Consider the following 6,000-nt stretch of genomic DNA (forward strand, 5'->3'; position numbering starts at 1 on the left):
TACTCGGCCGGACCTAATCTTCCGCAGCCGCGCGACGCAGCAAGGCCTCCCGCAAGGCGCGGATTTCCTCCAGCAGGCGCGCCGGCGGGACGCCGCTTTCCTCGACCGCGCAGGGCACCGGGTTGACCGAGCGACCCGCCTTGTCGCGCAGGGCGCGGCCCGTCTCGGTCAGATCGACCAGCACCTGCCGCTCATCTTCCCGGCCGCGCTTGCGCAGGATCAGGCCATTCCCCTCGAGACGCTTGAGCAGCGGCGTCAGCGTGCCGGAATCCAGCATCAGCCGCTCGCCGATCGCCTTCACGCTCTGGCCGTCCTGCTCCCAGAGCACGAGCATGACCAGATATTGCGGATAGGTCAGACCGAGCTCGGCCAGGAACGGCCGGTAGGCCCGGTTGAAGGCATGGGCGGCCGAATAGACTGCAAAGCAGATCTGCTCGTCGAGACCTCGTACCAACCGCGAATTCGCATCCTTCGTCATGTCCTTGCCGTCAGTTGTCCGCATCGTGGCTCCTCAGTCAGGGGAAGCAATCCGATCGGATTGGAACAACTCGCCCTTAGAACAGTCTCCCCTGCCATGGAGCCAAGATACTCTTTCATCGCGCCGTGCGCCGCCGGTTCACGGAAATTTGAATTGCAAGCAATTAGATTGTGCACAATTTAATTCACATCGACCACGGCGGACAACCGCCCAGCAAGGAGAGCAGCGATGAAGATCCTCTACACCGCCCATGGTTCCGCGACGGGCGGCCGCGAAGGCCAGGCGGCGACCGACACCGGCAACGTCAAGCTCGTGCTCAACACGCCCAAGGAACTCGGCGGCGGCGGTGGCGACGGCACTAATCCCGAGCAGCTCTTCGCCATGGGCTATTCGGCCTGCTTTCTTGGGGCGCTGAAATTCGCCGCCGGCAAGGAAGGCGTGAAGATCCCGGACGATGCGCGCGTCAGCGCCGATGTCGGCATCGGCCCGCGCGACGACGGCAAGGGCTTCGGCATCGCCGTCAAGCTGACGATCGCGGCGCCGGGCATCGAGAAGGCCAAGCTCGAGGACCTCGTCCAGAAGGCTCACATCGTCTGCCCGTATTCGGACGCGACACGGGGCAACATCAAGGTCGAGCTGACGGTCGCCGGCTGAGCCTTCCCGAACCGGCAACACGCGAAAGGGCCGGGAGCGCTCCCGGCCCTTTTCGTTGCGAAGTTTTGGGCGCCAGCCGGCCTGTAAGCCGGGTTCTGGATGGCCGGAGGATTTCTCCCCCGACGTGACGGCCATTCCTCTGGGACGCGCATCGCTGCGCGCCTCGAGCAACCAACCCGGACGACCAGGCCAGGAAACAGGCCCCTCCCCGCTTGCACGGAAAGCATCGTCCCTATTTGGTTTTGCTCCCGGTGGGGCTTGCCATGCCGTCCCCGTTGCCGGGTACGCGGTGCGCTCTTACCGCACCTTTTCACCCTTACCCCCGGCCGAAGCCAGGGGCGGTTCGATCTCTGTGGCGCTTTCCCTGGGGTCGCCCCCGCCGGACGTTATCCGGCACCGTGTTTCCGTGGAGCCCGGACTTTCCTCCCCCGCGAAGCGGGAGCGGCCGTCCGGCCGACTGGCGGGATCGCCTGTGCGCTCTTGCGCCTCCGGCGTCAAGCGCCGGCTCAGTTGCTGGCGGTGATGGTGCGCACCTTGGAGCAGTAGGTGCGGTTCGCGCCGCTCATGCGCTTGGCCATGTGGCCGCTCTGGTACATCATCACGGTGCGGCAGGTGTCGCCGCCAGCGAGCCGGTAGGCCTGCGCGAGGTACTTCATGCCGTAGCGGGCATTGGTCTCGGCATCGAGCAGCCCGGCGGCGCCGCCGCTGTAGCCGACGCCACGCGCCGTCTGGTGGCGGATCTGCATCAGGCCGTAATTGCCGGCATTGGCCGCACGCGGATTGTAGCGGCTTTCGATGCGGACCACCGCATCGGCCAGCGAAAAGGGCACGCCGTTGGCGGCCGCGTGGCGGGCGACGAGAGCCCGCAGATTGTCGCTGCCGGCCGGCGCCGCCAGCGCCTGACGGCGCGGCCTTTCGCCCTTGCCGGGTTTGCCGGCGAGCTTCTGCGTCGCCGAGGAACCCGCCTCGACAGCCCCTTCCGGTGCGAGGCGCGCCTGCTGCTGACCGCTCTCAACCGCTTCCTTGGCCCGCCTGATCTCGGCCTCGCGCACGATGAAGGCGCGGGCATCGGTCTCGGCATTGATCTCGGCAGCAGCCGGTTGCAGTAGGCCCAGGCAAATCGCGAAGGCGGCGCAGCCGCTACCATAGATCCGGTTCATATTGGGGAGCCCCATGTGGCGTTGATCGGATTGAACAGCGGGGCAAATGAAAGACGAATGTGACGACAATCCGGCAGATTCGCCAGCAAATCTATATTATACTATGCCGGATTGATTATTACTGTCTAAATCATTCAAAAGTAATCATCATGTATTGAAGCATGGAACGATTCGGGTGCGGCGGCGTTGACGCAGTCAAGGCAAAAGGCCAAATCATTGCCGCATTGCGACCGCAATTGCCGGTCGCAATGGGCCGGTCGAGACCAAAAGCGCCTTGTTGCGTCGGATCGACCTGAGACGGGGGAATGAGATGAAGAAATTGCTGGCAGTCGCGGCCGTCGGCCTCGCTCTGGGCGCCGCGGCCTGCACGCCGCATGAGCAGCGCGTCGGCGGAGGTGCCGCGATCGGCGCCGCGACCGGCGCCGTGATCGGCGGTCTCGCCACCGGCCGCGCGGGCGGCGCCGTTGCCGGCGGCCTGATCGGCGCAGCGGGCGGCGCCATCATCGGCTCGGCGACCTCGCCCTATTATGATGACGGCTATTATGACGGCTGCCCCTATGGCTATTACCGCGACCGCTACGGCCGGCTCTACTGCCGCTGAGCACGTCTCGTTCGAGCAGGCCTGAACGCCTCTCATCCGATGGATCGCCATGCGTCCTGCCGGACGTCGACTGGCGATCCATCGCCTTGTCGCTGCCGCTTTGTCGCAGCGCCGGCTTTCGTCGATAAAGTGGATATCGCTTTTCGGCACGATGCTTTAGATCGGGCTTCATGCGGAAGACCGGTTCCCACCGTTTCGCGTCCTGCACCGGGACGGGCTGAACGATGAAATCATTCCACTGGGGCGCATTGGGGGGCGGAGGCCTCGGCTTTGCGCTCGGCGGGCCGCTCGGAGCGCTCGTCGGCGCGCTTGCCGGCCATGTCCTGGTCGACCGCGAGGGAGCGCCCTTCGGTCCGGCGCCCCGCCAGCTCATCTTCACCACGGGTCTCGTCGCACTCGCCGCCAAGATGGCGCGCGCCGACGGCGTCGTGACGCGCGACGAGGTCGCAGCCTTCCGCCGTATCGTCACGGTGCCGGCCGACGAGCAGGGCCATATCGAGCGCCTGTTCGACCTCGCCAAGCAGACCAGCGCCGGCTTCGAGGCCTATGCCAGCCAGATCGCCGAGAGCTTCCGCGAGGAGCCGGCCCTGCTCGAGGACGTGCTCGACGGGCTTTTCCTGATCGCTGCCGCCGACGGCGCGATCCATGAGCGCGAGCACGACTATCTGCATGACGTCGCGATGATCTTCGGCATCGACGAGGCCGGCTTCGCCCGCATCGAGGCGCGCCATGTCCGCCGCCGCGACGACCCCTATCTCGTGCTCGGCGCCAGCCGCGAGATGAGCGACGCCGAGATCCGCAAGCTGCATCGCGCTCTGGTGGTCGAGAACCACCCCGATCGCGAGATCGCCCGCGGATTGCCCGAAGAGGCCATCTGCATCGCGACGCGCCGGCTTGCCGCGATCAATGCCGCCTGGGATGCGATCCAGAAGGAGCGCGGCCTCGCAGGCCGGCTGGCTGCGCCGGCATGAGCGTCACGACCAAGCCCGACAGCCGCTTCGCCGCCAAGGTCTTCCCCTCGCCCAACCATGGCGAGCGCAAGTTCCGTGACGGGTCTGCCGATCGCCGCCCGGACACGCTGATCCTGCACTATACCGGCATGCCCGACACCGGCGAGGCACTGCAATGGCTGTGCAACCCGATCGCCCAGGTTTCCTGCCACTACTTCGTCTTCGAGAACGGCCACGTCCTCCAGCTCGTGCCCGAGGAGCGCCGCGCCTGGCATGCCGGCGCCTCGCACTGGGCCGGCGAGACCGATCTCAACTCCGCCTCGATCGGCATCGAGATCGCCAATCCCGGCCATCCCGGCGGCCTTCCCGACTTCCCGGAGGAGCAGCTCGCCGCGACGCTGAACCTCTGCCGCGACATCTGCGAGCGCTGGCAAATCCCGCCCGAGCGCGTGCTCGCCCATTCCGACATCGCGCCCGGCCGCAAGATCGATCCCGGCGAGAAGTTTCCCTGGCGTCGCTTCGCTGAAGGCGGCGTCGGCATCTGGGTCGAGCCGGCGCCGATCAAGGGCGGCCGCTTCTTCGCCCGCGGCGATGCCGGCCCGCCGGTCGAAGCCCTGCAGGCGATGTTCGCCATGCTCGGCTACGGCGTCTCGGTCGACGGGGTCTATGACGAGCGCTTCGAGGCCGTCGTCGCCGCCTTCCAGCGTCACTGGCGGCCTGAAAAGATCGACGGCGTCGCCGATGGCTCGACCATCACGACGCTACGCGACCTCCTGGCGCTGACACAGGAAGCGCGGACGGCGTAGAGCCGCAGCTTTCTCCAACATTGCAGCGAGTTAACTCGTCTGCGCCGCCCGTTTCTGGCATGCTGCTGCTATGGCAGGGCGACCATGCTGCGCTGCCGGAGGAGAATCGAACGTGCGCGTCTGGGTAATCGGGGCCGGTATCGGTGCGGCAGCGCTCGCCACCGGCTATTTGGCCCTGCGGCCGACAGGAGGCGTGGCCAACGACGCCGCCTACCGCACGGCTGCGATCGATCGCGGCCAGATCACCGCCTCAGTCCGCGCCACCGGCACCCTGACCCCCGTCACCACCGTGGTGGTCGGCTCGATGCTCTCCGGCCAGGTCGTCGAGATCCTCGCCGACTATAATTCGCAGGTGAAGGCGGGCCAGATCGTCGCCCGGCTGAACAGCGACCAGATCAAGACCCGCCGCGACGCCGCGGCCGCCGACCTCTCCCAGGCCAAGGCCGACCTCGTCGTCAAGCGCGCCCAGCTGGAGCGCGCCAGGGTCGCCCGGACCAAGGCGGATTCCACCGTCAAGGACCTGGAAGCACAGCGCGACCGCACCAAGGCGCAGCTCACCGACGCCAAGCGCACCTTCGATCGCCAGAACGAGCTCTTCACCCGCGGCGCCGGCGCCCAGCAGGGCCTCGACAGCGCCCGCACCCAGGTCGAGATCCAGACCGCGACGCTCGCCTCCAACGAAGCCCAGATCGCCTCGCTCAAGGCCGAGATCAGCGGGCTCGATGCCGATATTTCGCTCGCCGAAGGGCAGGTCCAGTCCGGCGAGGCGCTGATCTCCCAGCGCGAGGCCAAGCTGAAGGACATCCTGATCGATCTCGAGCGCACCGATATCCGCTCGCCGGTCGACGGCGTCGTCGTCCAGCGTCAGGTCAATCTCGGCCAGACCGTCGCCGCCTCGCTCTCGGCGCCGGAGCTCTTCCAGATCGCCCAGGACCTGCGCATCATCGACATCTACGCCAATATCGACGAGGCCGATGTCGGGCGCCTCAAGACCGGCCAGACCGTCTCCTTCAGCGTCAACGCCTATCCGAACCGCAGCTTCCAGGGGAAGGTCGAGATGGTGCGTCTCGGCGCCCAGACCATCCAGAACGTCGTCACCTACACCGGCGTGGTGCGTGTCGAGAACCGCGACCTCGCGCTACTGCCGGGCATGACCGCCAATGTGCAGATCGTCACCGACGACCGGCAGGACGTGCTGCGCGTGCCGAACGCCGCCCTGCGCTTCCGCCCGCTCGGCGGCCCGACCGCCCTCCCCGCCGAGGCGCCGGCCGCTCGCGGCGGCGGGAACCGTGCCGCCGGCGCGTTGCGCGAGCGCATCGAGGAGGACGTGCAGCCGACGCCGGAGCAGAAG

At 67.2% G+C, this 6,000-nt stretch carries 7 protein-coding genes and 1 other RNA gene; 5 read left to right on the plus strand and 3 right to left on the minus strand.

Annotation, left to right across the window (positions count from 1 at the left end; translation table 11 throughout):
• Positions 1–13: 13 nt before the first annotated feature.
• On the minus strand, positions 14–502 hold the full coding sequence (locus tag RKE40_RS13535) for a MarR family winged helix-turn-helix transcriptional regulator (RefSeq protein ID WP_390893359.1): 489 nt from the start codon (positions 500–502) through the stop codon (positions 14–16).
• Positions 503–706: 204 nt separating this feature from the next.
• Here RKE40_RS13535 and RKE40_RS13540 point away from each other — a divergent pair, with 204 nt between their 5' ends.
• A complete protein-coding gene (locus RKE40_RS13540) occupies positions 707–1,132 on the plus strand; it encodes an organic hydroperoxide resistance protein (RefSeq protein ID WP_316018756.1) in 426 nt (141 codons plus the stop codon).
• A 68-nt stretch (positions 1,133–1,200) separates the two neighbouring features.
• Here the strand turns inward: RKE40_RS13540 and rnpB are convergent.
• Together rnpB and RKE40_RS13550 are read right to left on the minus strand one after the other, a co-directional pair.
• Positions 1,201–1,593, minus strand: an RNA gene (gene rnpB, locus RKE40_RS13545) — RNase P RNA component class A.
• A gap of 45 nt (positions 1,594–1,638) precedes the next feature.
• The gene (locus RKE40_RS13550; protein WP_316018757.1) at positions 1,639–2,307 is read right to left on the minus strand and encodes a lytic transglycosylase domain-containing protein; all 669 of its coding nucleotides are present in this window, start codon (positions 2,305–2,307) and stop codon (positions 1,639–1,641) included.
• Positions 2,308–2,602: 295 nt separating this feature from the next.
• On the opposite strand from RKE40_RS13550, the gene RKE40_RS13555 reads away from it, so the two are divergent.
• The 4 genes from RKE40_RS13555 to RKE40_RS13570 form a co-directional block, all read left to right on the plus strand.
• Positions 2,603–2,893, plus strand: coding sequence for a glycine zipper domain-containing protein (locus tag RKE40_RS13555; protein ID WP_066472615.1), 291 nt, complete (start codon positions 2,603–2,605; stop codon positions 2,891–2,893).
• Between the two features lie 224 nt (positions 2,894–3,117).
• Entirely contained in the window at positions 3,118–3,864 is a 747-nt protein-coding gene (locus tag RKE40_RS13560) for a TerB family tellurite resistance protein (RefSeq protein WP_316018758.1), read from the plus strand.
• Entirely contained in the window at positions 3,861–4,649 is a 789-nt protein-coding gene (locus RKE40_RS13565) for an N-acetylmuramoyl-L-alanine amidase (protein WP_316018759.1), read from the plus strand. The genes RKE40_RS13560 and RKE40_RS13565 overlap by 4 nt, the downstream gene beginning before the upstream one ends.
• Positions 4,650–4,761: 112 nt before the next feature.
• Positions 4,762–6,000 (plus strand): HlyD family secretion protein (locus RKE40_RS13570; RefSeq protein WP_316018760.1); only part of this gene is annotated, 1,239 nt, incomplete at its 3' end.

The sequence above is a fragment of the Allobosea rubneri genome (genome assembly GCF_032464875.1).
GTDB classification, from domain to species: domain Bacteria; phylum Pseudomonadota; class Alphaproteobacteria; order Rhizobiales; family Beijerinckiaceae; genus Allobosea; species Allobosea rubneri.

Excerpts from the sequence above, each read along its gene's own strand:
- RKE40_RS13535 (WP_390893359.1), bottom strand. The coding sequence starts at position 502 with ATGCGGACAACTGACGGCAAGGACATGACGAAGGATGCGAATTCGCGG.
- RKE40_RS13540 (WP_316018756.1), top strand. The coding sequence starts at position 707 with ATGAAGATCCTCTACACCGCCCATGGTTCCGCGACGGGCGGCCGCGAA.
- RKE40_RS13550 (WP_316018757.1), bottom strand. The coding sequence starts at position 2,307 with ATGGGGCTCCCCAATATGAACCGGATCTATGGTAGCGGCTGCGCCGCC.
- RKE40_RS13555 (WP_066472615.1), top strand. The coding sequence starts at position 2,603 with ATGAAGAAATTGCTGGCAGTCGCGGCCGTCGGCCTCGCTCTGGGCGCC.
- RKE40_RS13560 (WP_316018758.1), top strand. The coding sequence starts at position 3,118 with ATGAAATCATTCCACTGGGGCGCATTGGGGGGCGGAGGCCTCGGCTTT.
- RKE40_RS13565 (WP_316018759.1), top strand. The coding sequence starts at position 3,861 with ATGAGCGTCACGACCAAGCCCGACAGCCGCTTCGCCGCCAAGGTCTTC.